General features: G+C 52.2%; 26 protein-coding genes and 1 pseudogene. 14 read left to right on the top strand and 13 right to left on the bottom strand.

The features are described 5' to 3' along the window. Positions 1-49: 49 nt before the first annotated feature. Positions 50-1,327, bottom strand: coding sequence for a glutamyl-tRNA reductase (gene hemA / locus C8E01_RS19140; protein WP_116545065.1), 1,278 nt, complete (start codon positions 1,325-1,327; stop codon positions 50-52). 114 nt (positions 1,328-1,441) lie between these two features. Here hemA and C8E01_RS19145 point away from each other — a divergent pair, with 114 nt between their 5' ends. Together C8E01_RS19145 and C8E01_RS19150 are read left to right on the top strand one after the other, a co-directional pair. Further along, on the top strand, positions 1,442-2,617 hold the full coding sequence (locus tag C8E01_RS19145) for an ATP-binding protein (protein WP_116545066.1): 1,176 nt from the start codon (positions 1,442-1,444) through the stop codon (positions 2,615-2,617). 191 nt (positions 2,618-2,808) lie between these two features. Further along, positions 2,809-3,744 (top strand): GNAT family N-acetyltransferase, encoded by a 936-nt coding sequence (locus C8E01_RS19150; RefSeq protein ID WP_116545067.1) that lies wholly within the window; start codon positions 2,809-2,811, stop codon positions 3,742-3,744. A gap of 17 nt (positions 3,745-3,761) precedes the next feature. Here C8E01_RS19150 and C8E01_RS21755 read toward each other — a convergent pair whose 3' ends face one another. The 5 genes from C8E01_RS21755 to dusB all read right to left on the bottom strand — a co-directional run bounded on the left by C8E01_RS21755 (position 3,762) and on the right by dusB (position 8,472). After that, the gene (locus C8E01_RS21755; protein WP_165820695.1) at positions 3,762-3,926 is read right to left on the bottom strand and encodes a hypothetical protein; all 165 of its coding nucleotides are present in this window, start codon (positions 3,924-3,926) and stop codon (positions 3,762-3,764) included. Between the two features lie 126 nt (positions 3,927-4,052). After that, positions 4,053-4,214 carry a hypothetical protein gene (locus C8E01_RS21760; RefSeq protein WP_165820696.1) on the bottom strand — a complete coding sequence of 54 codons (162 nt, stop codon included), beginning with the start codon at positions 4,212-4,214 and terminating at the stop codon, positions 4,053-4,055. Positions 4,215-4,235: 21 nt separating this feature from the next. After that, the gene (locus C8E01_RS19155; protein ID WP_243409708.1) at positions 4,236-6,224 is read right to left on the bottom strand and encodes a Na+/H+ antiporter NhaC family protein; all 1,989 of its coding nucleotides are present in this window, start codon (positions 6,222-6,224) and stop codon (positions 4,236-4,238) included. A gap of 163 nt (positions 6,225-6,387) precedes the next feature. Next, positions 6,388-7,290, bottom strand: coding sequence for a DMT family transporter (locus tag C8E01_RS19160; RefSeq protein WP_116545068.1), 903 nt, complete (start codon positions 7,288-7,290; stop codon positions 6,388-6,390). A gap of 192 nt (positions 7,291-7,482) precedes the next feature. After that, positions 7,483-8,472 carry a tRNA dihydrouridine synthase DusB gene (gene dusB / locus C8E01_RS19165; protein ID WP_116545069.1) on the bottom strand — a complete coding sequence of 330 codons (990 nt, stop codon included), beginning with the start codon at positions 8,470-8,472 and terminating at the stop codon, positions 7,483-7,485. A gap of 53 nt (positions 8,473-8,525) precedes the next feature. Between dusB and C8E01_RS19170 the strand changes: the two genes are divergently transcribed. From C8E01_RS19170 to C8E01_RS19195, 6 genes are all read left to right on the top strand, one after another. Next, positions 8,526-9,491 carry a CPBP family intramembrane glutamic endopeptidase gene (locus tag C8E01_RS19170; RefSeq protein ID WP_116545070.1) on the top strand — a complete coding sequence of 322 codons (966 nt, stop codon included), beginning with the start codon at positions 8,526-8,528 and terminating at the stop codon, positions 9,489-9,491. A gap of 45 nt (positions 9,492-9,536) precedes the next feature. Next, complete coding sequence (locus tag C8E01_RS19175; RefSeq protein ID WP_243409709.1) at positions 9,537-10,364, top strand: phosphatidate cytidylyltransferase; 828 nt, start codon at positions 9,537-9,539, stop codon at positions 10,362-10,364. A gap of 96 nt (positions 10,365-10,460) precedes the next feature. After that, the gene (locus C8E01_RS19180) at positions 10,461-11,735 is read left to right on the top strand and encodes a Glu/Leu/Phe/Val family dehydrogenase (RefSeq protein WP_116545071.1); all 1,275 of its coding nucleotides are present in this window, start codon (positions 10,461-10,463) and stop codon (positions 11,733-11,735) included. A 121-nt stretch (positions 11,736-11,856) separates the two neighbouring features. Beyond that, positions 11,857-12,540, top strand: coding sequence for a phosphatidylserine decarboxylase family protein (locus C8E01_RS19185; protein WP_116545072.1), 684 nt, complete (start codon positions 11,857-11,859; stop codon positions 12,538-12,540). Between the two features lie 253 nt (positions 12,541-12,793). After that, complete coding sequence (locus C8E01_RS19190; RefSeq protein WP_116545073.1) at positions 12,794-13,606, top strand: metallophosphoesterase family protein; 813 nt, start codon at positions 12,794-12,796, stop codon at positions 13,604-13,606. A gap of 1 nt (position 13,607) precedes the next feature. Then, positions 13,608-14,192 carry a hypothetical protein gene (locus C8E01_RS19195; RefSeq protein WP_116545074.1) on the top strand — a complete coding sequence of 195 codons (585 nt, stop codon included), beginning with the start codon at positions 13,608-13,610 and terminating at the stop codon, positions 14,190-14,192. An 88-nt stretch (positions 14,193-14,280) separates the two neighbouring features. Here C8E01_RS19195 and C8E01_RS19200 read toward each other — a convergent pair whose 3' ends face one another. Both C8E01_RS19200 and ribD read right to left on the bottom strand, forming a co-directional pair. After that, positions 14,281-14,763 carry a GAF domain-containing protein gene (locus C8E01_RS19200; RefSeq protein WP_116545075.1) on the bottom strand — a complete coding sequence of 161 codons (483 nt, stop codon included), beginning with the start codon at positions 14,761-14,763 and terminating at the stop codon, positions 14,281-14,283. A 78-nt stretch (positions 14,764-14,841) separates the two neighbouring features. Next, a complete protein-coding gene (gene ribD, locus C8E01_RS19205; protein ID WP_394342119.1) occupies positions 14,842-15,900 on the bottom strand; it encodes a bifunctional diaminohydroxyphosphoribosylaminopyrimidine deaminase/5-amino-6-(5-phosphoribosylamino)uracil reductase RibD in 1,059 nt (352 codons plus the stop codon). A 139-nt stretch (positions 15,901-16,039) separates the two neighbouring features. Between ribD and prmC the strand changes: the two genes are divergently transcribed. From prmC to rfbA, 5 genes are all read left to right on the top strand, one after another. After that, complete coding sequence (prmC, locus tag C8E01_RS19210) at positions 16,040-16,894, top strand: peptide chain release factor N(5)-glutamine methyltransferase (protein WP_116545077.1); 855 nt, start codon at positions 16,040-16,042, stop codon at positions 16,892-16,894. Between the two features lie 165 nt (positions 16,895-17,059). Continuing rightward, the gene (locus tag C8E01_RS19215) at positions 17,060-17,497 is read left to right on the top strand and encodes a PH domain-containing protein (protein WP_207774918.1); all 438 of its coding nucleotides are present in this window, start codon (positions 17,060-17,062) and stop codon (positions 17,495-17,497) included. A 58-nt stretch (positions 17,498-17,555) separates the two neighbouring features. Further along, positions 17,556-18,587 (top strand): UDP-glucose 4-epimerase GalE, encoded by a 1,032-nt coding sequence (gene galE, locus C8E01_RS19220; RefSeq protein WP_116545078.1) that lies wholly within the window; start codon positions 17,556-17,558, stop codon positions 18,585-18,587. 3 nt (positions 18,588-18,590) lie between these two features. Beyond that, complete coding sequence (gene rfbB / locus C8E01_RS19225) at positions 18,591-19,640, top strand: dTDP-glucose 4,6-dehydratase (RefSeq protein ID WP_116545079.1); 1,050 nt, start codon at positions 18,591-18,593, stop codon at positions 19,638-19,640. 124 nt (positions 19,641-19,764) lie between these two features. After that, positions 19,765-20,640: a glucose-1-phosphate thymidylyltransferase RfbA gene (rfbA, locus tag C8E01_RS19230; RefSeq protein ID WP_116545080.1), complete on the top strand. Its 876-nt coding sequence runs from the start codon at positions 19,765-19,767 to the stop codon at positions 20,638-20,640. Positions 20,641-20,743: 103 nt separating this feature from the next. On the opposite strand, the gene chrA is transcribed toward rfbA, so the two are convergent. Further along, positions 20,744-21,913 carry a chromate efflux transporter gene (gene chrA, locus C8E01_RS19235; protein ID WP_116545081.1) on the bottom strand — a complete coding sequence of 390 codons (1,170 nt, stop codon included), beginning with the start codon at positions 21,911-21,913 and terminating at the stop codon, positions 20,744-20,746. Between the two features lie 65 nt (positions 21,914-21,978). Next, complete coding sequence (locus tag C8E01_RS19240; RefSeq protein WP_116545082.1) at positions 21,979-22,962, bottom strand: isopenicillin N synthase family dioxygenase; 984 nt, start codon at positions 22,960-22,962, stop codon at positions 21,979-21,981. Positions 22,963-23,060: 98 nt separating this feature from the next. Here C8E01_RS19240 and C8E01_RS19245 point away from each other — a divergent pair, with 98 nt between their 5' ends. After that, positions 23,061-23,897, top strand: a complete 837-nt coding sequence (locus C8E01_RS19245) for a hypothetical protein (protein ID WP_116545083.1) — start codon at positions 23,061-23,063, stop codon at positions 23,895-23,897. A 287-nt stretch (positions 23,898-24,184) separates the two neighbouring features. Here C8E01_RS19245 and floA read toward each other — a convergent pair whose 3' ends face one another. From floA to C8E01_RS22230, 3 genes and pseudogenes are all read right to left on the bottom strand, one after another. After that, positions 24,185-25,171 carry a flotillin-like protein FloA gene (gene floA / locus C8E01_RS19250; protein ID WP_116545084.1) on the bottom strand — a complete coding sequence of 329 codons (987 nt, stop codon included), beginning with the start codon at positions 25,169-25,171 and terminating at the stop codon, positions 24,185-24,187. A 9-nt stretch (positions 25,172-25,180) separates the two neighbouring features. Then, complete coding sequence (locus C8E01_RS19255) at positions 25,181-25,654, bottom strand: NfeD family protein (protein ID WP_116545085.1); 474 nt, start codon at positions 25,652-25,654, stop codon at positions 25,181-25,183. 114 nt (positions 25,655-25,768) lie between these two features. Further along, positions 25,769-25,854, bottom strand: a pseudogene (locus tag C8E01_RS22230) (IS1 family transposase); the annotation flags it as partial.

Genomic DNA, 25,854 nt, shown 5'->3' on the forward strand with positions numbered 1-25,854 from the left:
AAAAAGCTGACTTTTTCGAGTCAGCTTTTTTTATATGGTGTTGCAATTGTTAATGCTGGGAGTCAACCTCCTGCTTTTCCAGATCAAACAGATCATTGAGCAGATCAATCAGCGTTTCGGCTTCGCCACGCTTGCAGGCTGCCTTCAGTTGCAGCACAGGCAGCTTAATCACTTTCTGCATCATCGACTTGGTAATACTGTCCACAAGCTTGGCTTCTTTCGGACCGAGCTTCTTCATATAGCGCGCCAACTCTTCCTGACGGATCGTCTCCAGTGCGTTTTTCAGCTTATTGATAGTAGGCGATACCATCATCTCTTTCGACCAGTCGTTGAACTGCTCAATCGACTCTTCGATGATAGTGCGTACCTGTGGTACAGAGTTGATGCGCTGCTGGAGCGCCGCCGATGCTTTGTTCTGTATCGTATCGATGTTGTAAACCAACACGCCCGGCACGGCTTCCACTTCGGCTTCCACGCTGCGCGGTACAGACAGGTCTATAAAGAACTTAAACGTAAGCACGTTCAAGCGTTGAATCATTTCTTTGGTGAAGAAAGGGGTTTCGCGCGCCACTGACGAGATGATCACATCGGCATATTTCAAGCCCTGCACGATCTCTTCGAAAGGAAGCACCGCCATACCGCACTCGTCAGCCAGGGCCTGCGCTTTCGCCAAAGTACGGTTTGTGATAGTCACGTGCTGGTAGCCTTTGTCTTTGAGGTGACGGCACACATCAGCACCGATCTCGCCAACTCCCACCACCAGTATCTTGGGTTCAGCCACTACATCGGCAGTCAGCTCCTCGATCAACTCAATGGCGGCATAAGAAGTGGAGGCGGCACCGTCGCGGAAGGCAGTTTCCTGCACAACGCGCTTATTGGTGAAGAAAATGGTGTGCATCAGGCGGTGCAGAAACGGACCGGCAGTTTCGTTGTCCGCTGCCCACTGGTACGACTGTTTCACCTGGTTCGTGATCTGCATATCGCCCACCACCTGCGACTCCAGTCCCATGCTTACCTCAAATAAATGCTGTACAGCATCGTTGTGTTCGTTGAGGATTGTAAAATAGTCGAGGTACTGGGTGATGTTGTCGATGCCCTTGGTGATGCCGAGCAGCTTCACAATTTCGGTGCTATAGTCCACATCGGAGTTATAGTACACTTCGGTGCGGTTGCAGGTGGAGAGCACCAGAATGTCAGAAGCCTGAATAAAGCTCTTCAGCGTCTGAATAAATTGCCTGCACGAGTTCTCATCTAAGGCAATCAGTTCCCTGATATCCAGCGGTGCTTTCTTGTACGACAGGCTGATTGCTTTAAAGTTCTGAAGCATAACTTACGTTCGGAATACTAAAGTGCAAAATTACTGCTTTGCTTATTAAAAAGAAACTTACTTGCCCTTATTAATTAATTTATACTAATTTCAAATAATTTTCGCGCCTACCGCATGATTCCCATTTACGCCCAGAAAAACAGAATAAAGTTTCTTGTCGTTATCGTCGCGCTCATTATTGGGGCGGTTACCATTACGTACACTAACGTATTGGTGAGTAAATTGTCTGAAAGAGAGCAAGAATTGGTGCAGCTTTACGCCAAAGGTCTTCGCTACATGATCAACGCGCCCAGCGACGACAACATCGTTTTTATTGAGGAAGAGATCCTTTCCTCTAACCACACCATACCGGTTATCCTGACAGACGAGTACGAGAACATTCTCGATTTTAAGAACATCAACCTGCCTGAAAACATTTCGGAGGAGCGCAAAAATGAGCTGTTGCAGCGGGAGATTGCGCGCATGAAGGCGCAGCACGCTCCTATTGTGGTGCCCTGGGCAGAGGGCTCGGAGAACTACGTGTTTTACAAAGACTCGGCTTTGCTTTCGCAGTTGCGCTACTACCCCTATGTGCAGCTCATGGTTATTTTTTGCTTTGCCCTGATGGCGTATTTTGCTTTCAGTTACTCCCGCAAGGCGGAGCAAAACAGGGTATGGGTAGGACTGGCAAAGGAAACCGCACACCAGCTAGGCACACCGCTCTCTTCCCTGATGGCCTGGTACGAATACATGAAGTCCAGCCCGAAATTTGAAAACGAGCCCATCACGGCTGAGCTCTGGAAGGATATCCGCCGCCTGGAGATCATTACGGAGCGCTTTTCCAATATAGGTTCGGTGCCGCTGCTGCGTGACGAAAACATATTGCAGGTAACCGAAAATGCGATCGGCTACCTTCAGAACCGCATCTCAAGCAAGGTGGACTTTAGCGTAGGATCAAGTTTTGCACCCGAAATCACAGCGAAGGTAAACGTACCGCTCTTCGACTGGGTGATTGAGAACATCTGCAAAAATGCGGTGGATGCCATGGAAGGCCGCGGCAGCATCAAGCTACAACTCTCACTACTGGGCAAAAGCCAGATCGCCCTCGACATCAGCGATACCGGCAAAGGTATACCTAAGAGCAAGATGGACTCTGTGTTCCTACCGGGCTTTACCACCAAAAAGAGGGGCTGGGGCCTCGGCCTAGCCTTGGCCAAGCGCATCATCGACAACTACCACGCAGGCAGGCTGTATGTTAAGTCCTCCGAAGTTGGCAAAGGCACTACTTTCCGGATCGTGCTGAACAGGTGATTTTAAGTTTGAGAGTTAGTTGGAAAGTGGTAAGAATAAATGGAGTAATGTAATTCCATAACGTCGTTGCTGGGTATAGCAGTATGGACAGGTCGCTACCTGCCTGCTTTTTTGCAGGTATAGCCCGCATCACAGGTATAGTTTTTTAAGCAAACAGAGTAACAATCACAGACAAGCCTTTTCACGAAGCAATGGTAGCAGTAGTCAGGTATAGCAGTGGGCATAAGTCAGGGTGGGATGCTTTTGTAAAGGCCTCCAAGAACGGCACATTCCTGTTTCTGCGAGACTACATGGAGTACCATGCCGACCGCTTCAAAGACCACTCATTGTTGTTCTACTATAAAGATAAACTGGTAGCTGTTCTCCCGGCTAGTACCTCAAACAAGGAGTTGCACTCGCATGCAGGTCTAAGCTATGGAGGGATGGTGAGCGGTAAGAAAATGAAAAGCCAACTTATGCTACAGGTGTTCGAAGCTTTGGTCAGGTATAGCCGGGAGCAGCATTTTAGTGCTCTCTATTATAAAGCCATTCCGCACATTTACCACCAATTGCCAGCTGAGGAAGACCTGTATGCCTTATTTAGGTATGGAGCCATTTTATACCGCCGGGACGTAAACTCTGTGATCGACCTAGGCAACAGATTGCCATATAATCAATTACGTAAAAGAAAAATTAATAAAGCGGCTAGTTATACATTGGAGATACGTGAAAGCCAAGACTACGGAACTTATATGCAGATGGCAAGCCAATTATTAGGTGAAAAGTACCAACTCAATCCTATCCACACAGCAGAAGAGCTAATACGGCTATCTAATAGTTTCCCTGAAAATATTAAGCTTAAAGCTATCTATGAAGGTGAAGAAATGGTAGCTGGCTTGGTAATTTATGAAACAGCTACTGTTGCTCATAGTCAATATATTTGCTCTAACGCTCGTGGTCAGAAGTTAGCAGCGTTGGATTGCCTGACAGATTATCTCATAAACAAGGTATACCCACACAAAAAGTATTTCAGCTTCGGTGTTTCTACAGAGCAGCAGGGGCTATACCTGAACGAGGGCTTGGCAAGTTATAAGGAGAGCTACGGCGCCCGCACGGTAGTGCATGATTTTTACAGACTAGACTTCTGATCAAAAGCCTGATCAGTTTATTCCTGGTCGAGCTGCCTGCCCTCAACTTTGGCCTGTTCATCCAGCTTGGTGCCAGCCCCTATACCTATAACCAATCTCAATCGGCAAGCCCAAGCCAAAAAGGTGAAATCCTTCAGCATCATGGCGAATACGACTCCGAAATTAAGTCTAGGCGCTGTCATGCCAAGTGCCATCTATAGTTTCTGATGATGCTTCTGAGGCAAGAAGTTTAATTGCTCTTCCGCTAGCCTAAGGATAGAACTTCGGGTTTCTTTCAATTTGGCAGCATAGTGCGGAGCAGGAATGTCCTAGCTGTTGAGCATCTCCAGTTGCTGCGTTATGGAAACAGCTATACCTTCCGGAATGGCTTTGCTGTTTAACGAATCAATCAAGTGTTGCATGCGATCAAATTCCCTTGACAGTTTCTCAGACAGTGCTATATCCTCTCTGAGTTGCAGCTCTGGGATCATCAATGCTTCGGTTAGGCAAACTTAGCTCGCGACTTCAGCCAGTACGGGTCCCTGTTCGTTTTTCTTGCCTAGCAGCTTGATAATGCCCCACAAAATGACAGCTCCAATAAGGTATACAAGTAACCAGTGTACACCCCAGCTGGAGAGAGAGGTACAAACCAGGTTGGCTACCAGCGCCACCGTAATGGCATAGGGCAGCTGCGTCTTTACGTGGTCGATGTGGTTGCAGCCCGAGGCCAGGGAACTGAGAATGGTGGTGTCGGAGATAGGGGAGCAGTGATCACCAAAAACGGCGCCAGCCAGTACTACCGAGATCACATTGTACATAATAGGCATCGTTTCCTCTACGCTCATGCCGTGCTGCTGACTCACATACCAGGTAGCAGGCAGCATCAAAGGGTACAGAATGGCCATGGTGCCCCAGCTCGATCCGGTTGAAAAGGCAATGATGGCAGCCAGGAAAAACGTGATCTCAGGTAACCAGCGCGGCGAGACGTTGCCAGAGAAGAGTGAGGTGAGGTACTCGGCAGTGTACAGCTCTTTCGTAACCTGCGCTAGCGACCAGGCCAACACCAAAATCAGCATGGCCGGCAGCATCGTCTTAAATCCCGTCACCAGCGACTCCATGGTTTCATACAGGCTCATGATGCGCTGGCTTACCGTAAGGGCAGCGGCCACAACTACCCCCGAAAGGGAGGCCCAGATCAATGCGGTGTAGGAGTTCGAGTTACCGATGGTCATGGAAAGCTTGCGGAAGAAACCGATGCTTGTGTCAGCCCATGTCTCGGCATCATAGCCGGTGTAGAGCAGGCCGATGACGGTTCCAAAGATAACCACCAGTACAGGTATAAGAGCATTAAAAGCGCGGCTGCGATCCGGGTCAATGGCTTCGAACTCGGCCATCTCCTGTTGCTGGCGGGCGTCGCTGCGGCTGTCTGGGCGATGGTTGCTCACTGCGCCGGTCGTGCGGGCACGGTTTTCGGCTTTGTGCATCAAGCCATAATCACGGTTCATCCATATCAGCATCAGTATAAACACCAGCGTGAGCACTGGGTAATAGGCATACTGCAGTGAGTTTAAGAACAGGGAATAGGCGCTTTCCTGTATACCTAATGTGGTGGCGGCATCCTTGATGTAGCCCAGCTCAGCGCCGATCCAGGTGGTCACAAAAGCGATAGCAGCAACAGGAGCGGCTGTGCTGTCCACGATGTAGGCCAGCTTTTCGCGCGAAACGCGATGCCTGTCTGTAACAGGGCGCATGGTGTTGCCCACGATAAGGGAATTAGCGTAATCATCGAAGAAGATAGCCACACCCAGCACCCAGGTAACCAGCTGCGAGCTTCGGGCTGAGCGGGCATAGCGGGAAAGTTTGTTCACAACGCCTGCCATACCACCGTTCTTTGAGATGATGGCCACCATGCCGCCAATCAGCATTGAGAAAATGACGACGGAGATATGATCCGAATCTGTGAGGGCACCGATGAGATACGTATCGGCTACAGCGAGCAGGCCGGTGAAAAAGGCCTTAAGCGACATGCCGTAGATCACAAACCCACCCACCCAGATGCCGGCGAAAAGCGCCAGCAGCACCTCTCTGAAGACAAGGGCCAGAAGGATGGCAATAAGTGGCGGCAGTATGGAGAGCCACATCGGGAATTGACGCACACCATGCTCGGCATCAGCATCAAGACGGTAAAGGCGGGCGATGGTATGCGTGCCAACGTTGGCGCTCACCTGTATCAGGTTGGCTGTCTGAGGGAGTGAAAACCGGGACTCACCTTCTGTAAAGCTAATTTCTTGCAAGTTGCCGTTGATGCGCACAGGCAGGGGGCCGCTATACTTGACCAGGTTGCCCGACTCATTGGTGGCATGGAGCGTAAATGCCGTGTCGTTCACGGCTTGCAGTTTTAATTCCTCAATGGCTAATTCTGAGTTGTCTTCCTGTGCCATTGCCTGGAAGGAAAGAAACAGCAGCAGCGCAAGACTCAAAAGGGTCTGTAATAACCTCATGTGGTGGTTGGGTCGGTTCTTGTAAACCCTTAAGTAAGTAAATTATTAAGAGATTAGAAAATTCTGATATTCGCAAACCTTGCCGGGCTAAAATAAAACAGCTTCTGCCTGGGTATGACAGAAGCTATTAAGAGTAAGGTATGGTTTTATCCGCCTCTAAGGATTACTTTGCTCTGTTCACGATAAAAACACCTGCCAGAATAATGATCATACCCACGTAGTGCCAAAGGTGGATCACCTCTCCGTCCAGCACGCCCCACATAAGCGCTACAATGGGGATGAGGTAGGTAGAAGAACTGGCGAAAAGCGTTGTGCTCATATGAATCAGCTTATTAAAAAGCACCAAGCCCACCGCCGTACTGAAAACAGCCAGAATGGCGATGTACATAAAGGCCTCCCAGGCACCCGGTGTATGCTGAAGTTTGTACACCGTGTCGGTTGTGAACATGTAGACTATGGCAAGCGGGCCCACCGTTAGAAGCGCCATACTGGACATCACCAAGGGCTTCATGCCCTGCAGGCGGTGCTTGATGATGTTCACGCTGCCGCCGTAGCAGATGGTGGCGATGACGATGTAGATGCCATAGAATGTGTTGTCCATGTTGGTGTCGCCGCCCGAGAAGATCAGAATGGCAGTGCCTGCTATACCTATGATGATGCCGAGCATGCGCATCCAGGTGATGGCTTGCTGGAAAAACATGGCGCCCACCAGCAAGGTAAAGAGCGCGGTGAGCGAGTTAAGCACACCAGCCAGTCCACTGGCCAGTTGCGTCTCGGCATAGGCAAACAGGAAAGCCGGAAACAGGTTTCCCAGCAAACCGCTGCCCAGCAAATACTTCCATCGATGCGGCTCTACTTGCCGGATGTGTATTATGGCGAAAGGAGCCAGCGTCAGGAAGGCGATAGCGATCCGGATAGCGCCCAGTTCATTCGAGCTGAACACGACCAGGCCTTTCTTGATCAGGATAAAGGACGTACCCCAGATCAGGGCCAGTATAATAAGCAGGAACCAGGCTAAGGCCGGTGCCCCTGTTTTCTCCTGTGCGGGAGCGAGCGATGTTTTGATAGTTTGAAAGTTTAGAAGTTAAAAAGGTAGAAAGTTGCCCCTGATTCAGAGAGATCTTCCTAACCACCTGCAAATATAAAAGGAGTTGAAGTCTCAACACGTATGGCGATACCCCAACTCCTTAATTATATTTTATGTCAGGAGCTCCAGTCCTTTAACTCGTCACTCCTAAACTTTCTAACTCCTCAGCCCCTACGCTTCTTCGTAGGCCATGGTATAGGCAATCTCATCCAGGGTATCGTAGATTTCCTGGATGTCCTCGGACTGCACCAACTTCATGCGGAGCGGTTTGAAATGCGGCAGGCCGCGGAAGTAGTTGGTATAGTGGCGGCGCATCTCGAAAATCCCCAGCTTATCGCCTTTCCACTCAAGGGAGTGCGTGAAGTGCTGGCGACATACCGCTACACGCTCTTCCAATGTTGGGGCCGGCAATACCTCACCAGTCGCCATGTAGTGCTTAATCTCGTTGAAGATCCACGGATGACCGATAGAAGCGCGGCCGATCATAATACCATCCACGCCATACTTGTTCCTATACTCCAGCGCTTTCTGTGGCGAGTCGATGTCGCCATTGCCGAAGATCGGGATGTTCATGCGCGGGTTGTTCTTCACGGCTGCAATAAGAGTCCAGTCGGCTTCGCCTTTGTACATCTGCACGCGGGTGCGGCCGTGTATACTCAGGGCTTTTATACCGATGTCCTGCAGCCTTTCAGCAGTCTCTAATATGTATTTTGTCTCCTCGTCCCAGCCCAGGCGCGTCTTCACGGTCACAGGCAGGTGCGTGGCCTTCACGATCTCCTCGGTCATCTTCACCATTTTGGGCACGTCGCGCAGCAAAGCGGCACCGGCACCCTTGCAGGCCACGTTCTTCACAGGGCAGCCGTAGTTGATGTCGATCAGGTCAGGGCCAGCCTGCGAGGACACGATGGCGGCCTCGCGCATCGAGTCGATGTCGGAGCCGAAGATCTGAATACCGATCGGGCGCTCGTAGTCAAAAATGTCGAGTTTCTGCACACTTTTGGCGGCGTCACGTATCAAACCCTCAGAAGAGATGAACTCGGTATACATGAGGTCTGCCCCGTTGGCCTTGCACACTTTTCGGAAAGGCGGATCGCTCACGTCTTCCATTGGTGCCAGCAGCAGCGGAAACTCGCCCAGTTCTATGTTCGCTATCTTTACCAAAGCAAAAGTTAAAATTTCACGTAAATTTACGTCAATTAAACCTAATCTTCTCTATGAAAGGTTTCATCTCCGAAGATCGACACCCATTTTTAGTACTGCTGCTGTTGCTGGCTTTTATGCTGGGCGGCTATTTTGTGGCCAGTTTTATATACCTGGCGCTGGTAACTACGGTGCTCGGAATAGAGGTGATCGACCTGACGAACTTACTGGCTAACCCGACGGAGCATCCGGAAGCGGCCGATGCGCTTTTGCTTTTTCAGGGCCTGGTACAATTCTGCTCTTTTGTGCTGGCGCCACTGCTGATGCTGCGCCTGGCGGGTGTGAACATCGGCCATTACCTGAACTGGAAAAAGCTGCCTCTGCCCACCTTGCTGCTGCTGGCGGGTTTTCTGATCATCTTCATCATGCCGGCCAACTCGCTCATCATTAACTGGAACGCCGAACTCGGTTTGCCGGACTTTATGCGGGGTTTTGAGGAGTGGGCGCGTGCCAAAGAAGACGAACTGGCTGAGCTAACCAAGCTGATTGCCAATTTCGGTACCTTCCCGCGCCTGCTGATGGGCCTGCTGGTCATTGCCGTTATCCCCGCCATCGGCGAAGAGCTGGTGTTCAGGGGCGTGCTGCAGCGACAGGTGCACCGCTGGTCTGGCAGTGCGCATGTGGCGGTTTGGGTGGCGGCCATCATCTTCTCAGCCATTCACGTGCAGTTCTTTGGCTTTGTGCCGCGCGTGCTGCTGGGCGCTTTGTTCGGCTACCTATACCTGTGGTCAGGCAATATCTGGGTGCCGATTGTGGCGCACTTCTTCAACAACGGCTTCACGGTGTTCCTGCTATACCTGCAGCAAACAGGCGCTATTGACTTCAATATCGAGTCGACGGAGCCGATGCCGATCATGACCATTCTGATCTCGGCCGTGCTGAGTGCTGCCCTGATCTATTACCTTTACAAGCAGTTTATGCTCACGCCCACTCGTCCCGAAAGTATAGCGGAGGCCGCTGGAGAGCGTGAGAACAGTTAAATTCAGACAAATCACCCGGCTGATGCTGCCGGCAACCTACATCGCATGAGCACCAAGCTATCTGCCCTTAGTAATTTACAGCAACGCCTGATTGTCGGAGTATTGGGGGCGGCCCTCTTCATCGGAGGCATCATCTTCAGCGAGTGGACTTTCTTTATCCTGTTTCTGGGGCTTACCGTGTTGGGCACGCTGGAGTTTTACAGGTTGGCAGGTACGGCAGGTATAAAAGCGAACAAGGTATACGGCACCCTGCTGGCGGCTGGCATCTTCATCGCTGTTTTTCTGATCGACAAAGCGTACATGCCGGTTGAGCTGCTATACCTTTTCCTGCCTGCCCTCTTCCTGATCTTTGTGCTGGAACTGTACCGCAAAGAGCCGCAGCCGTTCACCAACATAGCTTTTACTTTACTGGGTGTGCTTTACATCGCCGTTCCCTTCTCGCTGCTACAGCTGCTGGGGTATTTGCAGGGAGAGTATCGCTGGCAACCCATTCTGGGACTGCTGCTGCTCATCTGGTCATCCGACACGGGCGCTTATATCGCGGGCAAGAACTTCGGCAAGAACAAGCTCTTTGAGCGCATCTCCCCGGGCAAAACCTGGGAAGGCTGGGTTGGCGGCACGATCCTGACCATCATTGTTGGCTGGGTGTTGTCCATGTTCTTTCTCGATCTGGCGCTCTACCAGTGGATAGGCGTAGCTATTATCGTGTCGGTTTTTGGCGTGCTGGGTGACCTGGTGGAGTCCCTGCTGAAGCGGAGTCTGGGCGTAAAAGATTCGGGCACGTTGCTGCCCGGCCACGGGGGCATTCTGGACCGCTTCGATAGCCTGGTGCTGGCCGTTCCATTCATCGTTGCCTTCCTTAAAACATTCTAAATTATTGTTGATTAAGGTGTAGGTGTGTGTATGGTTTATTTACATAACTTTACCGCCATAATTGTTAATCATTGATTAATTCAAAAGCTTAAAATGATGTTATACAAAGAGCCAGCACCGATAAAGGACAGGGAGAACCCATTTGAGTCGATGATGTCGCGTTTCAACATTGCGGCAGAGATTCTGGGCTTGGATGAGGAAGTTTACAACGTTCTCAAAACTCCTACGCGTCAGGTGATCGTGAACGTGCCTGTTACGATGGACGATGGCAAAGTGCGTGTATTTGAAGGTTACCGTGTAATTCATTCTACCATCCTGGGTCCGTCTAAAGGTGGTGTTCGCTTTGCGCCGGATGTGTTCCTGGACGAAGTGAAAGCGCTGGCTGCCTGGATGACATGGAAGTGCGCCGTGGTAGATATCCCTTACGGTGGTGCCAAAGGTGGCGTTATCTGCGATCCTTTTTCGATGTCTGCCGGTGAGATGGAGCGTCTGACCAGAGCCTATACTCAGGCGCTGGTGGATACCTTCGGCCCTGACCAGGACATACCTGCCCCTGACATGGGCACCGGTCCGCGCGAGATGGCCTGGCTGATGGACGAATACTCCAGAATGAAAGGCTCTACCATACATGCTGTGGTAACGGGCAAGCCATTGGTGCTGGGCGGCTCGCTTGGCCGCGTAGAGGCAACCGGCCGCGGTGTAATGGTGTCAGCGATGGCGGCCATGGATAAACTGGGCATGGATCCGGCCAAATCAACAGCAGTGATACAGGGCTTCGGCAACGTGGGTGCCTGGGCTGCCAAACTGATGGCTGAGCGTGGTGTGAAAATACTGGGCGTCAGTGACGTGAGCGGAGCTTACTGGAACGACAAGGGCATCGACATCGAAGAGGCTATTGAATACAAAAACAACAACAAAGGGCGTCTGGAGGGCTACCAAAACGCCGAGAAAATCAGCAACGACGAGCTGCTGGTTTCCAAAGTGGACGTGCTGGTGCCAGCTGCTGTGGAAGACGTGATTACAATCAAGAATGTGGACCAGATTCAGGCCCGCCTGATCGTGGAAGGTGCCAATGGCCCTACTTCTTACAAAGCCGACAACATCATTAACGAGAAAGGCATCATGGTGGTACCGGATATCCTGGCAAACTCAGGTGGCGTAACCGTGTCCTACTTCGAGTGGGTGCAAAACCGCATGGGCTTTAAGTGGACGCTGGATCGCGTGAATGAGCGTGCTGAACGCATCATGAACGAGTCGTTTGAGCGCGTGTATGCTGCTTCGCAGAAGTACAATGTGCCGATGCGTATAGCTGCCTACATTGTGGCTATTGACAAAGTGGCCATGACGTATAAGTACCGCGGCGGCTTCTAAGCAAAGATTTTTAGTAAAATAATCGAAAGATTATATAATTTTGGAACAGATAATAGCCCATCTAAGAAACTGGATGGGCTATTATAACTTATAAAAGACCTGTAGCATTTAGTTTTCACGGATGAAAATTCATAAAGAAGGAAGAAGGATTCTATTTTTTACACTGTTGATTCTGGTCGTACTCAATCTGTTGCTATACAATTTCAACGCCGACAACAATACCTTCAACAAGATTTTCTCCGGTGTATCAGTTGTTCTCTTCCTGCTCATTCTGCAGTTTTTCCGCAGCCCTTACCGCAACCTGCTATTGCACGAAGACCTGATCGTGGCGCCTGCTGATGGCAAGGTGGTGGTAATTGAGGAGGTAGATGAGACGGAGTACTTCAAAGACAAGCGCAAGCAGATCTCCATTTTCATGTCGCCGATCAACGTACACATCACACGCAACCCGGTTTCAGGCATTGTAAGCTACTTCAAGTACCATCCGGGCAATTACTTTGTGGCTTGGCACCCAAAGTCGAGCACGCAAAACGAGCGCACCACGGTGGTGGTGGAATCCACGGCCGGCCCGGAAGTGCTGTTTCGCCAGATTGCCGGTGCCATGGCGCGCCGTATTGTATGGTATGTGAACGAAGGCGATGAAGTAAGCCAGGGCGAGGAGTTTGGTTTCATCAAGTTCGGTTCACGGGTAGACATTTTCCTGCCACTGGATACGGAAGTGAAAGTAGAACTCGGTCAGAAGACCAAAGGCGGCCAGACCGTGATTGCGCAACTCAAGACCGAAACACCTACTTTCTTCGGATAAAGACTATCCTTAAGTTTATAAGTAGTCAACTATAAAAAGAGTAGTCAACTATAAAAAGCCGGACCAGGGATTATCTCTGGTCCGGCTTTTTTTGTGCCTGGCTATACTGCTGCGAGCTAGGAGGTAAGTTATTTCAACTTGTTTATCGCCAAATCGGTGTTTAGACATTAAATTTGCTGCAAAACCGCATTTGTGACGCTGGCAATTAACATTATGCCTCCAAAAGCGTTATGACAAGAGCATAATTGCAACTATGAAAAATATTTACTTACTGTTACTACTACTGAGTCTTGCACTACTCTCGGCTTGCGACGAGTTGTTTGAATACCATCCGAATCAGATCATATTAAACGAAGACGAACGCAATCTCACCGCACGCAACCTGGCACGACTGCAAAACCAGCAGCCCGGAGATACATTGCACCTGCTCGTAATGGGTGATACGCAGCGCTTCTACGACGCGGCCAGCGCCTTTGTCGACAAAGCCAACACCTTCCCTTACATCGACTTCGTCATTCACCAGGGCGATATCTCTGACTTCGGCATGTCGCAGGAGTTCCGTTGGGTGCACGACATCATGAAACGGCTGAAGTGGCCATACCTAACCGTGGTTGGCAACCACGACTTGCTGGCCAACGGGCGCAAGGTATACCAGCAGATGTACGGCGACTTTAACTACAGCTTCGACTATGGCCATACCCGCTTCGTGTTTATCGACACGAATAGTTTGGAGTATAACTACAATGGCAAAGTGCCCGACATCAACTGGCTAGGTCGGCAACTGCTGCATCAGGAAGGCGACAACTGGCAGCAGGCAATTGCAGTGTCGCATATTCCGCCGTATGACAATGACTTTGACACCGCCCTGGAGAGAGCCTTCCACAGGACGTTGAAAGAGAGTGAGCGGGTGCAGCTAAGCTTACACGGGCACATACATGGCTTCCGAGCCGACTTCCGTTATGATAGTACCCTGCTATACCTGGCTACTTCCACTGTAAAGCAACGCGAATTCACCTACCTGAAGGTATGGGAAGGGGGCTACGATTATAAACGGGTTGCCTACTGATATGATGCGGTTTTTTGTCATAGCACTCGTTGGTCTGCTGCTCTCGCTAAGTCCTTATTCGGTTCAAAGTCAGGAGCGGTCGTTTTCGCCGTATCATGCCAAGGTGCAGTATGCGGGAAGCATCGGGTTCGCATCGGTTGGAGTGGGGCGGAGCTTCTTCCGTGAAAGGCTGGAGACTGACTTGTTTGTCGGCTACTTGCCGGAGCGGATCGGGGGAGACCGCATCTGGACGGCCGCTTTGAAGATCACGGCTGTGCCTTTCAAACCCATCCCCTTGAAATCGCTGGATTGGCAGCCGCTACGTACCGGTTTTCAGGTGAGCCATACCTTCGGGGAGCAGTATTTCATTTTTGAGCATCACGACAAGTACAGCAAAGGCTACTACGGCTTCCCGACGGCACTGCACTTATACCTATACGTGGGCGGCCAGGTGGACTTCACCCGTGTAGAGAAATTGCAGCGATTTGGCCTATACTATGAAGTGGGCTCCAGCGCCGAGTACCTGGTTTCGTACATCCAAAACCCCCGTTACCTGGGGCCGGGCAAAATATTTAACCTGGCGCTCGGTATGCGGGTGAGATTGTAGTAGGTGGATCACTTTAGCGGACCACCTTAAAAGAAACGGCCATACCTCGCAGCAGAGGTATGGCCGTTTCTTTTGGCAAAAGGAAATTTTAATACCAGCTTTCCACCAGCTTCATCAGCTGCTCGAGGTACTTTTGGTCTACTTCATCAAAGTCATTGAGCTTGTCGCTGTCCACATCCAGCACGAGCTTCACCTCGCCGTCCTTTATTACCGGTATCACGATCTCAGACTTGGAGTCGCTGCTGCAGGCGATGTGACCCGGGAAAGCCTCCACATCCGGCACCAGAATGGTTTCACGGCGGGTATAGCAGGCACCGCATACACCCTTGTGATAAGGTATACGGGTGCAAGCCACCGGCCCCTGGAACGGACCCAGCACTAGTTGGCCCTCTTTGTTGAAGTACACGCCCACCCAAAAGAAGCCCATGCCCTGTCGCAGGGCGGCCATCATGTTGGAGAGGTTGGCGATCAGGTCGGTTTCGCCGGTTACTAGTGCTTCGATCTGCGGAACGAGCGCTTTATATTTTTCTTCTTTGCTAAGGTTCTGGTCTACTATAAGTGATTCAGCCATAATTGGTAAGGTAAAGGTATAAGCGCGCCATGGTGAAAATCTATACCTGGTAAGCAGGATGGCACCCCGGCGCAGGGTTTATAAGTTAAGTTCAGAAATACTGTTTCGGTAATGCAAAAGCCTGTCTTTACCGGCGTTCTGTACATCGAGCAACTGGCTGTGTACCATACCCGGAGCCGGCGTGCCCTCGCGCAGCACGCAGGTCTGGCTTTTGAAACAGAGTGCTTCGTCCCACAGGTTTTCCGTCAACAGACTTTTGATCAGGTAAGTGCCGCCCTCCACGAGCAGCGACAATACCTGGTGCTGGTGCAGGTCCTGCAGCAGCTGTGGCAGCAGGGGCTCGTTTTCGCGCAGTTGCACATAAGCCAGGTTTTCGTGCTGCTGCTCCCGCTGCTCGTAGGTATACACCACAGTCGGCAGGCTCTTGTCGAACAAATGCAGGTGGTCGGGCAATTGCAGCCTGCGGTCGATGACCACGCGCAGCGGGCTGCGGCCGGGCCAGAAGCGGGTGTCGAGGCGGGGGTTGTCGCCGGCCGCCGTGTGGCTGCCCACCATAATCGCCTGCTCCTCGGAGCGCCACTTGTGCACCAGCCTGCGCGACAGAGGGCCGCTGATCTGCACCTGCTGGTTGTTGGGTCCGCTGATAAATCCGTCCGCCGACTCCGCCCATTTCAGCACAATGTAAGGCCGCTTTTGGGCATGGAAGGTAAAGAAGCGCTTGTTCAGTTCCAGCCCTTCGCTTTCCAGCACGCCTACTTTTACCCGTGCTTCCGCTTCAAACAGTTTCCTGATGCCGCGGCCCGCCACTTTTGGGTTGGGGTCGGTGTTGCAGATCACCACATCGCGCACGCCGCAGCTGATGAGCAGATCAACACAAGGCGGTGTTTTGCCGAAGTGCGAACAAGGCTCCAGTGTCACGTACACCCGGCTTTTGGGCAGCAGGCTTTTGTCCTGCACGCTGGCAATGGCATTGACTTCGGCATGCGGTCCGCCAAACACGCGGTGCCAGCCCTCCCCGATAATACGCCCCTCATGCACGATCACGCAGCCCACCATCGGGTTGGGGTAGGTATAGCCGCTGCCCAATCTGGCCAGTTCCAGCGCACGCCGCATGAAGAGTTCGTCAGTCGGGTTCAGATGTATAAGTGTTAAAGAGTTTAAGATTCAGTCTGATCCACAGGCCCGCGTAAAAGCGAGTTAGTGATAGAGTTGTGACTTATACGCAATAAAATTTTACTTTTGCAAAGGTACCTAAAATCACACAAATCCTATACCTGTGGCCACCATACAGCAAACATCTCAGTACATCCGCGAAAATATACAGGAGGCTTACCCTGAACCGGAGGCCGGCGCCATTGCACAAAGGGTGCTGGAGCAAGTGTTGCAGAAAAGCCGCATGCAGCTGAGTCTGTCGCAACAGGAAGAATTGAATCCGGAGCAGGAAGAGCAGGTGCAGCAGGCAGTAGAGCGGCTGAAAAAACAGGAGCCTGTGCAGTACGTGCTCGGCACCGCCCACTTCTTTGGCCTCGACCTGCAGGTGGACGAACGTGTGCTGATACCCCGCCCCGAAACCGAGGAACTGGTCGACCTGGTCGTGCGCGAGCACAGCGGCCGTAGCGGTTTGCAGGTGCTCGATATCTGCACCGGCAGCGGCTGTATACCTTTGGCGCTGGCCGCCCATCTGCAGGCCGACAGGGTGTACGGACTGGAGGTATCAGAAGGAGCGCTAAAAGTAGCCCGCGCCAATGCCCGCGAGCAAAAGTTGCCGGTGGCTTGGTTGGAGCAGGATGTTTTTGAGCCGATACAAGGTATAGCACCCCGCTCCCTGGACATCATCACAAGCAACCCTCCCTATGTGAAGGAGCAGGAGAAAGCCCTGATGCGCCCCAATGTGCTGGCGTTTGAGCCCCATCTGGCCTTGTTTGTGCCTGACGAGGACCCGCTCAGGTTCTACAGGCGTATTGCGGAGGTAGGAACAGAGCTACTTAAAAAAGGCGGTCGACTATACTTCGAAATAAACGAGCAGTATGGCGGGGAGGTGCAGACTTTGCTGTTGGAGGCAGGTTTTACGCAAGCACAGGTGGTGCAGGACCTGTTCGGAAAAGACAGAATTGTGAAAGGAGAGCTGTAGAAGGTTTCTTCAGTTTCAGCAAGGACTTTTCTGGCACTGTTGTAAGGGCTGGTCCACTTGTGGCGACAAATACATTTTAATATTATATTTTTGTGTAAGCCCGTTATAAGGCAAAACATGCTATGAAGCCAGGTATAGCCTGACTGAAAGTAGAGAAATCGCAGTATGATGAACCAACCAAAGGCATACGCGGCGAAAAGAAAAGGCCTGATCAAGTTTGTATTGGTCGGAATGCTTTTGTTGCCGCTCGCTATATTCTTGCTGGACAGACAGGCTTTTACAGAGCGGCCTTACATGTTACTGCCATTGCTGGCACCAGTTGGGCTTATTGCCTGGATATATTTTGGAACTGCTTATTGGCTCGAAGACGGTAAGCTCAGGTATAAGTCCGGACCTTGGAAGGGGGTTATAGAGGTAGAGAAGATTACGCAGATACAAGAAGGAAAAACCATGTGGGTGGGGATGAAACCGGCACTCGCCAGAAACGGGCTGGTGATCCGGTACAACCGCTTCGACGAAGTATACATAGCACCCGAAAATAACCAGGAGGTGATCGCCGATCTGTTGGGGATCAACCAGAACATACAAGTTGTTAAACAGTAGCTAGCTCACAGGCGGCTGCAAAACGAGCAAGCTTTAAACAAGCTTGAAAACAAATCATATGAAGAAAATTTTAGTGACCGGGGGAGCAGGCTACATTGGCTCCCACACTGTGGTAGAACTGGTAGAGGCCGGCTACGAGCCCATCATCATCGACAATTTCTCTAATACCGAAGAGCGCTCGCTGCAAGGTATAGCCGACATCCTGGGGCGTGAAGTGGCCTGCCACCGCATTGATTGTACGGATGCGGCAGCGCTGCGGAATGTCTTTGAGCAGGAAGCAGGTATAGCGGGCGTGATTCACTTTGCCGCTTTCAAAGCCGTGGGCGAGTCAGTGGACGAGCCGCTTAAGTACTACCACAACAACGTGGGCTCGCTGGTGGCTTTGCTGCAGGTGATGGAAGAGTTTAAATTGAACAAGCTGGTATTCTCCTCCTCCTGCACGGTGTACGGCATACCTGCAGAATTGCCGGTGACGGAACAAACCCCGGTGCAGAAAGCCAACTCACCTTATGGCAACACCAAGAAGATCTGTGAGGAAATTCTGACGGATCTGGCTACCAGTGGCAGTGATGTGCACACTATTGCACTGCGCTATTTCAACCCGATCGGAGCACACCCTTCCGCCAAAATAGGGGAGCTCCCGTTAGGAGTTCCAAACAACCTGGTGCCTTTCGTTACCCAGACAGCCGCAGGTATACGCGAGCAGCTGACCATCTTCGGCAACGATTATGACACTCCGGACGGCACCTGCATCCGCGACTATGTGCATGTGGTGGATCTGGCCAAAGCACACGTTGTGGCGATTGAGAGGCTTTTGTCTGACAGAGCAGAAAATATAGAGTTCTTCAACGTAGGTACAGGTACGGGCAACACCGTGCTGGAGGCAGTGCAGGCCTTTGAGCGAGCCACCGGCGAAAAGCTAAACTATAAGATTGGTCCCCGTCGTCCGGGCGACGTGCCGAAAATATACGCCGACGTAACCAAAGCCACAGAAGAACTAGGCTTTAAAACAACCAGCACCCTGGAAGAAGCTATGAAGAGCGCCTGGGATTGGCAAATGCATTTACAGAAAACATCAGAGCAGGTATAGCTTATGAACCTACTGATCACCGGGGGCGCGGGCTTTATAGGCTCGCACGTGGTGCGGCTGTTTGTGGAGGTCTACCCGCACTACCATGTTTATAACCTCGACGCGCTGACCTATGCGGGCAACCTGCAGAACCTTGCCGACGTGGAGGGGCGGGAGAACTACACCTTTCTTCGCGGCGACATCACGGACGCTTCCTATTTGGAGGGGATCTTCCAAGAGCACAAGTTCGATGCCATCATCCATTTGGCGGCCGAGTCGCACGTGGACCGCTCCATCGCCGGGCCCATGGCCTTTGTCCAGACCAACGTGATGGGCACGGTGAACCTGCTGGAGGCCTGCCGCAGAAGCTGGGCGGGCGACTACGCGGGCAAGCTCTTCTACCACGTCTCCACTGACGAGGTGTACGGCTCGCTGGGCGCCGAGGGGCTCTTCACCGAGTCCACCCCCTACGACCCGCGCTCGCCCTACTCGGCCTCTAAGGCGGCCTCGGACCACTTCGTCAGGGCCTGGCACCACACCTACGGTATGCCCGTCAAGCTCTCGAACTGCTCCAACAACTACGGCCCCAACCACTTCCCCGAGAAGCTCATCCCGCTCGCGATCCACAACATCAAGGCCGGAAAGCCCGTGCCCGTGTACGGCAGGGGCGAGAACGTGCGCGACTGGCTCTACGTCAAGGACCACGCCCAGGCCATCGACGCGATCTTCCACCGCGGGAAGGTGGGGCAGACCTACAATGTGGGCGGGGTGAACGAGTGGCGCAACATCGATTTGATTGAGCTCCTCTGCGACGTGATGGACGAGAAGCTAGGAAGGGAGAAGGGCGATTCACGGAAGCTAATCACCTTTGTGAAGGACCGCGCCGGCCACGACGCCCGCTACGCCATCGACTCCTCCAAGCTGATGGAGGAGCTGGGCTGGGAGCCGTCGGTGACATTCGAGGAGGGGCTGCGCCTGACCGTGGACTGGTACCTGGCGAACGAGGGCTGGCTGGAGGAGGTGACAAGCGGCCACTACCGCGACTACTACCGCGAGCAGTACGAGGAAAGGTAAATGGCTACATGGTTAAATTGTTAAACGGCTGAGCGGATTTAACTGGGCTAAGCGGAATATCCGCTACATGTGCAGATCCATCAGTTAACAATTTAGCAATTCAACAATTTAACAATTAAGACAAATGAAAGGCATCATCCTGGCCGGGGGCTCCGGCACCCGCCTGCACCCGTTGACGCTGGCCGTGAGCAAGCAGCTCATGCCCGTCTACGACAAGCCCATGGTCTACTACCCGCTCTCGACGCTGATGCTGGCGGGCATTAGGAAGATCCTGATCATCTCCACGCCGCATGACCTGCCCATGTTCGAGCGCCTGCTCGGGGACGGCTCCCGCATTGGCTGCCGCTTTGAGTACCAGGTGCAGGAGGTGCCCAACGGGCTGGCGCAGGCCTTCGTGCTCGGCGAGGAGTTCATCGGGGATGACAAGGTGGCGCTCGTGCTGGGCGACAACATCTTCTACGGGGCGGGCATGGGCTCGGTGCTGCGCGAGAACGCCAACCCCGACGGGGGCGTGGTCTACGCCTACCACGTGCAGGATCCGGAGCGCTACGGGGTGGTCGAGTTCGACGAAAGTGGAAAAGCAGTCTCTATTGAGGAGAAGCCCGCCGAGCCCAAGAGCAGCTACGCTGTGCCGGGCCTCTACTTCTATGACAACGAGGTAGTGGCCATTGCCAAGGCGCTGGAGCCCAGCCCAAGGGGGGAGTACGAGATCACGGACGTTAACCGCGAGTACCTCAGGCGAGGAAAGCTCAAGGTGGGCGTTTTGAACCGCGGCACGGCCTGGCTCGACACGGGTACGGTAGCTTCCCTGATGCAGGCGGCCACGTTTGTACAGGTGATCGAGGAGCGGCAGGGCCTCAAGATCGGCTGCGTCGAGGAGGTGGCCTGGCGCATGGGCTTCATCAACGACGAGCAGCTGCGTGAAGCGGCAGAGCCCCTCAGAAAGAGCGGTTACGGGGAGTACCTGCTCCGCATCATGAAGGAAAAAACCTTAGGGTAGCCAGAACAGGTATCACTTAACCATTTTAATAAGAAAGCTGTCTGTGCAAACGTATGGGCAGCTTTCTTATTTAGGTATAGCCTGATGGCAGGTATAGTGCACTTTAGAATATAAAGCCCAGGGCAAATCCTACCAAAATGAGGATAGGTGGAGGTATACGGGTGAACAGCAAAAGGCAAAAAGTGGCCACTACAATGCCAAAGTTAAGCGGTGTGTTATCAATGGGATGGTAGAGCATAATGGCTGCCGCCACCACCATGCCCGAACTCACGGCGCTTATACCTTCCAGTGACGCACGTACCACTCTGTATTTCTTCAGATCGTCCCAGAAGCGAATTACAAAGAATATCAGGAAGGTGCCAGGCAGGAAAATGCCGATCGTGGCAACGAGCGATCCCAGTAACTGCCCCCATACACCATGCTCCCGCATGGCCAGGTTCCCGATAAAAGCGCAGAAAGAAAAAACCGGTCCGGGTAGGGCCTGCGCCACAGCAAATCCAGACAGAAACTCTTCGCCTGTCAGATATTTCTTAAAGTCGACAAACTCAGTGAACATCAGCGGGATGAGCACCTGCCCGCCCCCAAAAACCAGGCTACCGTTACGGTAAAAATTCTCAAACAGTCTGATTGGAAGCGATGAGGTTGCCCCGCCCAGCACAGCTGCCACGATCAGTACCCCCACATAGAGAACAAAGTTCGCCCACTGAATGCGTAGCTTTTTGTCCTTCTCCTGTGGGTGCTGTCTGAAGCGAAGCGCCGTGATAGCACCACCGGCCAGCAGCAGCAGCGGGTATACCCATGGAGAATGGAAAAAGTAGGCGAGTATTCCTGATACCACCATAATGCCGATAGCCAGCTTGGTATTGACAACTTTGGAACTGATGGCATATGCCGCATACGAGACGAAGCCAACCGCCATCGGCTGTATAAAGCGCAAAAACGCAAGCGAGATGTTATTTTCCTGCAGGTATGATATGCCCAGCGCGGCCGCGGCCATGATAGTAGAGGCAGGCAATAGCCATACCAGCAGTGTCAGGTAGGCCAGGTTTGGGCCGCCAATGCGATAGCCAATGGCCGTAAGGGTTTGGGTAGAGGTGGGTCCAGGCAGTATCTGGCAAAGGGCATTGAGTTCAATAAGCTCCTGTTCCGTCAGGTAGCGGCGCTTGTTTACCAACAGCCGGAGCATCAAAGCAATATGCGCCTGCGGTCCGCCAAACGAGGTCAGGGCGAGCAATAGTACGTCTTTCAGGAAGATGTAGTAGCGCAGACTCATGCCGTAGGTTCAAAAAAAGAGAGACAGCGCGGGCACCATCTCTCTTCTTACTGGTTTCAGTTCAGTTAAGCTTTTTTCAGTCCCAGTTCTACCAGGCGCTCATTCAGGTACTCACCTGCAGTAGCATCCGGATAGGCCTTCGGGTTCTGCTCGTCTATGCAGCTCTCCAGGCAGGTCAGGTCCATTTCGGAACGCGGGTGCATAAAGAAAGGAATAGAGTAACGCGAAGTATGCATCAGCTCGCGCGGCGGATTTACCACACGGTGGATGGTCGACTTCAGCTTATTGTTGGTCAGGCGGGCCAGCATGTCGCCTACGTTCACCACCACCTGCTCAGGCAGGGCCGTGATCGGAATCCACTTGCCGTCGCGGCGCAATACCTGCAGACCGTCGGCACTGGCACCCATCAGCAGCGTGATCAGGTTAATGTCGCCATGTTCAGCGGCGCGCACAGCATCGGCTGGCACACTGTCAGGATTTTCGATTGGGAAGTAGTGGATTGGGCGCAGAATGCTGTTGCCATACTTCACTTTGTCGTCGAAGTAAGTTTCTTCTAAGCCCAGATGCAGGGCGATAGCGCGCAATACCTGCTTGCCGGCAGCCTCCAGCTTCGTGTAAGCCTCCAGCGTGGTCTCTTTTAGTTCCGGCACTTCGGCTGGCCAGATGTTCTCCGGATATTCTTCTTTGATCGGGTCGTTGTCGGGAATACCGCTCAGTTCCTGACCCACATGATAAAACTCTTTTAGGTCGCCGGTATTGAAGCCCTTGGCCTTCTCTTTGCCCTTGCCTACGTAACCGCGCTGGCCGGCAAGTTCCGGGTTTTCGTACTGCTGCTTCACCTCATCCGGCAAGGCAAAAAATTTCTTAACGGCTGCGTAAAGTCTCCCTGTCAGGTCATCGCTCAGGCCGTGGTTTTTCAAGGCGATAAAGCCAATGTTCTGATAAGCGTTTCCTAACTCCTGCACAAAACGTGCTCTGCGTCCCTCATCACCTGATGTAAAATCAGCTAAGTCCAATGAAGGAACTTCATCAAACAAAATCTCGCTCATATAGTCTTTTTTGTATACTTTTACGTTAATATTACGTAGTGCGCAATATACAAATAAAAACAGTATATTGGCTATTTGCTAATTCAAACCCTCTCTAGATGAAAAAAACCTACTTACTCTTTGCTTCGGCCCTTATGCTGGCTTTTGCTTCCTGCGACACAACACGCCAGATGCAGGATGATGAAACACGCACCCCTGTAATGGCAACCACCACTGGACCAACGCCAACGGGAGCCGTGATGAGCAAAGGCGGATTGCGTGTATTTGCTTTCGACGATTCGCAGAAATACCCTGAGTCCCAGCTGCGACTGAATACGCCGCCTGCAAACGGCGTGGTGCAACCTGGCCCGGTGGAGTTTGTATACGAACTTTCTAACTTCCAGCTCACACGTATGACCCCTCACTCCAACTCGGAGTTTATGGCCAACTCAAAGGAAGGGCAGCACATTCACAACATCGTTGACAACGAGCCTTACACAGCCCACTACGAGACTTCATTCACGAAAGAGATGGAGGAAGGTGAGCACGTGGTGCTGTCATTCATTTCGCGCTCTTACCACGAAAGTCTGAAGCACAGAGGAGCTTACGACCTGCGCATGGTTACAGTAGGCAGACCACAGCAGCGCATGGAGTTCGACATGAAGGGGCAGCACATGTTCTACAGCCGTCCGAAGGGCGAGTACGTAGGCAGCGACACCCGCCGCATCATGCTGGACTTCTACCTGGTGAACACTGACCTGTCTACTACCGGCAACAAGGTGCGCGCTACGATCAATGGCAACGAGTTTATCCTGGACAAGTGGATGCCGCACATCATCGAAGGCTTGCCAATGGGCGAAACGACCATCAAGCTGGAATTGATCAACAATGCCGGCGCCGTTATACCTGGCCCATACAACACAGTAACGCGCACGATCACTTTGAAAGAAAGCTAGGATCTACTTTAGCTTAACGTGCAAAAAGAAGCCCGCAGCCATAAGCGCTGCGGGCTTCTTTTTTGTAGGAGCAGGTATAGTATAGCAACAATGCTTTTACACGCCTTAGTGCAGCTAGTCCGGCGAATTGTTAACGCTGCCTGTCGTATCGCAACCAGGATGCTGGTACTTGGATACTACTGGTGGCAGGGACGAGCTAAAAAGACCAGGACTTGGCGAACTGGCCAAAAACAACAGCGGCTATACCTGCACCAGGTATAGCCGCTGTTGTTTTTGCGTGAAGAAATTTAATCCCTTGGCTTGTTCGGCCCGGTCTGGCTTGGACTGGCAATAGAGTTGCGCATGTCTGTGTCGGACTGGATGTTCTGCATCTTGTAGTAGTCCATGATGCCAAGGTTACCGCTTCGGAAGGCAGCAGCAATGGCCTGTGGAATTTCTACTTCGGCCGCGATTACGGAGGCGCGTGCTTCCTGGGCTTTGGCTTTCATCTCCTGCTCCACAGCAACGGCCATGGCGCGTCGCTCTTCGGCTTTGGCTTCGGCTACTTTTAAGTCGGCACCTGCCTGGTCAATCTGCAGCTTGGCACCAATGTTCTCGCCCACGTCTATATCGGCAATATCAATAGAGAGAATTTCGTAGGCCGTGCCCGCATCCAACCCTTTTTGCAGTACCAGTTTTGAGATCATGTCGGGGTTTTCGAGTACGCTCTTGTGCGATACGGAAGAACCGATGGAAGTAACGATGCCTTCGCCTACGCGGGCGAGAATGGTTTCTTCGCCAGCGCCACCTACCAGTTGCATGATGTTGGCGCGCACGGTTACACGGGCCTTGGCAATGAGCTGTATACCATCCTGTGCTACAGCTGCCACGTTTGGCGTGTTGATCACCTTCGGGTTTACGGAAGTAGTAACCGCCTCAAACACATCGCGTCCAGCCAGGTCGATAGCCGTGGCCTGCTTGAAAGAGAGGGGAATGTTTGCCTTGTCAGCCGAGATAAGCGCCCGGATTACGTTGGGCACGTTACCGCCAGCCAAGTAGTGGGTTTCGAGCTCAGTAGTAGTCACGTCTATACCCGCCTTGGTCGCGTTGATCATAGAATTGACGATGAGGCTTGGCGGCACCTTGCGGATGCGCATAAACACCAGTTCCAACAGGCCAACTTTCACGCCCGAGAAAAGGGCCGTGATCCAGAGGCTGATCGGCACAAAGTATAAGAAGATGAACAGCAGAATAATGCCGCCCGCAATCAGAAATAAGATTGAGAAATTTTCCATTGAGTTGTTTTAGGTAATTGCTTCTACTGTGATTTTATTCGCTACTATTTTGATGATGCGCACGGGTGTATTAGGTGGCAGGAAAGTACCGGTTGTCTGCACCTCGTGGCGTCGTTCCTTAAAAAGGGCCGTGCCCTGCGGGCGCAGCGCCGAAATCGTCCGGCCCTCTTCGCCAATTTCCAGCAGGTGCGGATTCTCCTCGTTTACCCGGCTTTTGTTACTGTCTTTGAGCGCGAACCGGGACCAGGCCTCCGACCTGAAGCTATAAAAAAGCGCTACCCCACCTGCCAGCACCGACCCGGCCAGCACAAGATGCCCGGTTTCAGTGCCCAGGGCAGCATAGCTGATCCAGATGCCCACTGCTACCAGTATAAAACCAAGGACGCCCACAATGGTGACGCCCGGCACAAAGATGAGCTCCACCACGATCAGAACAAGACCGATGCCTATAAGCAGTACTACTGTAAGCCAGTCTAAGAGCATAGTTTTGGAGTAGGTTTAGGTAAATATAGCAAATATTTGATAATAGTTGATTGTTAATTGTTGTATGCCGATAGGGTAGGGAGTTAAGTGTGACTTTAAGATTTGGGTTGTGGTCTACAATGTATGATGGTTTCTGTAATAGAATACTAGCTTCATAGCGTTGTAGTGGTTTTGCTCTTTTTTAGAGAAGCAGGCTGTTT

Origin of the sequence: Pontibacter virosus, assembly GCF_003096355.1 — a bacterium.
GTDB classification, from domain to species: domain Bacteria; phylum Bacteroidota; class Bacteroidia; order Cytophagales; family Hymenobacteraceae; genus Pontibacter; species Pontibacter virosus.

Excerpts from the sequence above, each read along its gene's own strand:
- hemA (WP_116545065.1), bottom strand. The coding sequence starts at position 1,327 with ATGCTTCAGAACTTTAAAGCAATCAGCCTGTCGTACAAGAAAGCACCG.
- C8E01_RS19145 (WP_116545066.1), top strand. The coding sequence starts at position 1,442 with ATGATTCCCATTTACGCCCAGAAAAACAGAATAAAGTTTCTTGTCGTT.
- C8E01_RS19150 (WP_116545067.1), top strand. The coding sequence starts at position 2,809 with ATGGTAGCAGTAGTCAGGTATAGCAGTGGGCATAAGTCAGGGTGGGAT.
- C8E01_RS21755 (WP_165820695.1), bottom strand. The coding sequence starts at position 3,926 with ATGACAGCGCCTAGACTTAATTTCGGAGTCGTATTCGCCATGATGCTG.
- C8E01_RS21760 (WP_165820696.1), bottom strand. The coding sequence starts at position 4,214 with ATGATCCCAGAGCTGCAACTCAGAGAGGATATAGCACTGTCTGAGAAA.
- C8E01_RS19155 (WP_243409708.1), bottom strand. The coding sequence starts at position 6,224 with ATGAGGTTATTACAGACCCTTTTGAGTCTTGCGCTGCTGCTGTTTCTT.
- C8E01_RS19170 (WP_116545070.1), top strand. The coding sequence starts at position 8,526 with ATGAAAGGTTTCATCTCCGAAGATCGACACCCATTTTTAGTACTGCTG.
- C8E01_RS19175 (WP_243409709.1), top strand. The coding sequence starts at position 9,537 with ATGAGCACCAAGCTATCTGCCCTTAGTAATTTACAGCAACGCCTGATT.
- C8E01_RS19180 (WP_116545071.1), top strand. The coding sequence starts at position 10,461 with ATGTTATACAAAGAGCCAGCACCGATAAAGGACAGGGAGAACCCATTT.
- C8E01_RS19185 (WP_116545072.1), top strand. The coding sequence starts at position 11,857 with ATGAAAATTCATAAAGAAGGAAGAAGGATTCTATTTTTTACACTGTTG.
- C8E01_RS19190 (WP_116545073.1), top strand. The coding sequence starts at position 12,794 with ATGAAAAATATTTACTTACTGTTACTACTACTGAGTCTTGCACTACTC.
- C8E01_RS19195 (WP_116545074.1), top strand. The coding sequence starts at position 13,608 with ATGATGCGGTTTTTTGTCATAGCACTCGTTGGTCTGCTGCTCTCGCTA.
- C8E01_RS19200 (WP_116545075.1), bottom strand. The coding sequence starts at position 14,763 with ATGGCTGAATCACTTATAGTAGACCAGAACCTTAGCAAAGAAGAAAAA.
- C8E01_RS19215 (WP_207774918.1), top strand. The coding sequence starts at position 17,060 with ATGATGAACCAACCAAAGGCATACGCGGCGAAAAGAAAAGGCCTGATC.
- galE (WP_116545078.1), top strand. The coding sequence starts at position 17,556 with ATGAAGAAAATTTTAGTGACCGGGGGAGCAGGCTACATTGGCTCCCAC.
- rfbB (WP_116545079.1), top strand. The coding sequence starts at position 18,591 with ATGAACCTACTGATCACCGGGGGCGCGGGCTTTATAGGCTCGCACGTG.
- rfbA (WP_116545080.1), top strand. The coding sequence starts at position 19,765 with ATGAAAGGCATCATCCTGGCCGGGGGCTCCGGCACCCGCCTGCACCCG.
- chrA (WP_116545081.1), bottom strand. The coding sequence starts at position 21,913 with ATGAGTCTGCGCTACTACATCTTCCTGAAAGACGTACTATTGCTCGCC.
- C8E01_RS19240 (WP_116545082.1), bottom strand. The coding sequence starts at position 22,962 with ATGAGCGAGATTTTGTTTGATGAAGTTCCTTCATTGGACTTAGCTGAT.
- C8E01_RS19245 (WP_116545083.1), top strand. The coding sequence starts at position 23,061 with ATGAAAAAAACCTACTTACTCTTTGCTTCGGCCCTTATGCTGGCTTTT.
- floA (WP_116545084.1), bottom strand. The coding sequence starts at position 25,171 with ATGGAAAATTTCTCAATCTTATTTCTGATTGCGGGCGGCATTATTCTG.
- C8E01_RS19255 (WP_116545085.1), bottom strand. The coding sequence starts at position 25,654 with ATGCTCTTAGACTGGCTTACAGTAGTACTGCTTATAGGCATCGGTCTT.